Here is a 2,249-nt window from a genome sequence, read left to right on the forward strand (position 1 = left end):
CACCACCCGACGCGTCCGACACCGCCACCGCACCCGGCGTCCGCACCGCCTGCGCCTCGAACAGCTCCGGCAGCGTCACCGCCGGCACCTCACGCGCCGTGTCGTTCCACCCGAACAGCACCAGCTCCCGCTCCGCCTCGCCCAACACCTCGACCCGGTGGGCCGGTTGGCGCGGATCGGCGGCCATCGCCGCGAGCACCCGGTGCAGCCTGGCGCCGAACTGCTCGGCCGTCCCGTGCTCGAAGAGGTCCCGGGCGTAGACGATGCGGCCCCGCAGGCCGGCCGGGCGCCGGTCGGCGGTGAAGCACTCCTCGAAGGTGAAGTCGAGGTCGTACTTGGCCGGCCAGCTGCCGTTCGGCAGGCCGCTGACGTCCAGCCCGGGCAGGTCGAGCGTGGCCCCCTCGTTGTTCTGGAGGACCAGCATGACCTGGAACAGCGGGTGGTGGGTCAGCGAGCGGGCCGGGGCCAGGCTCTCCACCAGGCGCTCGAACGGGACGTCCTGGTGCGCGAACGCCTCCAGTCCCGCCTCGCGAACCCGGTTGAGCAGGCCGGAGAACGTCGGCGAGCCGGAGAGGTCCGTCCGCAGGACCAGGGTGTTGACGAAGAACCCGACCATGTCGTCCATGGCCGCGTCCGTACGCCCGGCGACCGCCGTGCCGATCGGGATGTCCTCCCCCGCACCGAGGCGGGACAGCATCGTGGCCAGGGCGGCCTGGAGCACCATGAACATGGTCACGCCCTCGGCCCGGGCGAGCCTGGTCAGCTCCTCGTGCAGCCCGGCCGGGACGGTCAGCTCGACGACCCCGCCGCGGTGGGTCAGCGCCGCCGGGCGCGGACGGTCCGCCGGCAGCTCCAGCTGCTGCCGGGTGCCGTCGAGCGTCTTCTCCCAGTAGGCGAGCTGACGGTTCAGCACGCTGCCCGGGTCGTCGTCCGCGCCGAGCAGCTCGCGCTGCCACACCGTGTAGTCGGCGTACTGCACCGGGAGCGGGGCCCAGTCGGGCGCGCCGCCGGTGCTGCGCGCCGTGTAGGCGGACGAGAGGTCCTGCGCCAGCGGCCGCATCGACCAGCCGTCGCCGGCGATGTGGTGGATCACCACCAGCAGGACGTGCTCCTCGGGCCCGACCGCGAACAGGGTCGCCCGGATCGGGATCTCCGTGGCCAGGTCGAACGGGCGGGCGGCCTCCCGGGCCAGCAGCCCGTCGACATCGGCCGCGGCCGCCTCCACCACCGCGAGCTCGCAGCGGTACTCGCCCACAGCGAGGACCCGCTGCCGCGGCTCCCCCGCCGGGGCCGGGAAGACCGTCCGCAGCACCTCGTGCCGCGCCACCACGTCCCGCAGGGCGTCCGCCAGCGCCGACCGGTCCAGGGCGCCCTCGAACCGCAGCGCCAGCGGGATGTTGTAGGCCGCGTTCGCGCCGTCCAGCTCGTTGAGGAACCACATCCGGCGCTGCTCCAGGGAGAGCGGCACCACGTCCGGACGGGCGGTGGCGACCAGCGCGGGCGCGGCCTGCTCCGCCTTCGACAGCCGGGGCGCCAGCGCGGCCACGGTGGGGCTCTCGAAGACCACCCGCAGCGGCAGCTCCACCCGCAGCGCCGAACGGACGCGGCTGACCAGCCGGGTGGCCAGCAGCGAGTGCCCGCCCAGCTCGAAGAAGTCGTCGTCGACGCCGACCTGCGGCAGGCCCAGGACGTCCGCGAACGCCTCGGACAGCAGCTGCTCCTCCGGTGTCCGCGGCGCCCGGTAGGACGCCTCCAGCGCCGCCGCGTGGTCCGGGGCCGGGAGAGCACGGCGGTCCAGCTTGCTGTTGGCCGTCAGCGGCAGCGCCTCCAGGGCGAGCACCGCGGACGGGACCATGTAGTCCGGCAGCACCGCCGCCAGCTCCGCGCGCAGGGCGGCGGTGTCCACCGCCGCGCCCCCCTCGGGCACCACGTAGGCGGTCAGCCGCTTGTCGCCGGGGACGTCCTCGCGGACGATCACCACGCCCTGGGCCACGCCCGGCCGGGCGAGCAGGGCGGACTCGATCTCCGCCAACTCGATCCGGAAGCCGCGGATCTTCACCTGGTCGTCGGTGCGGCCCAGGTAGTCGAGCGTGCCGTCCTCGCGCCAGCGGGCGAGGTCGCCCGTGCGGTACATGCGCTCCCCCGGCCCGCCGAACGGGCAGGCCACGAAGCGCTCCGCGGTCAGGCCCGGACGGTTCAGGTAGCCGCGCGCCAGCCCGGTGCCGGCGATGTACAGCTCGCCGGGCACC

The 2,249-nt window shown here is 74.8% G+C and carries 1 protein-coding gene; it reads right to left on the reverse strand.

What is annotated here, in order from left to right:
* Positions 1–2,249, reverse strand: a 2,249-nt coding sequence (locus ACIQOV_RS38205) for a condensation domain-containing protein (RefSeq protein WP_401055363.1), incomplete at both ends; no start/stop codon positions are given.

Origin of the sequence: Kitasatospora sp. NPDC091257 (assembly GCF_044757675.1) — a bacterium.
GTDB lineage: Bacteria > Actinomycetota > Actinomycetes > Streptomycetales > Streptomycetaceae > Kitasatospora > Kitasatospora lactacystinica.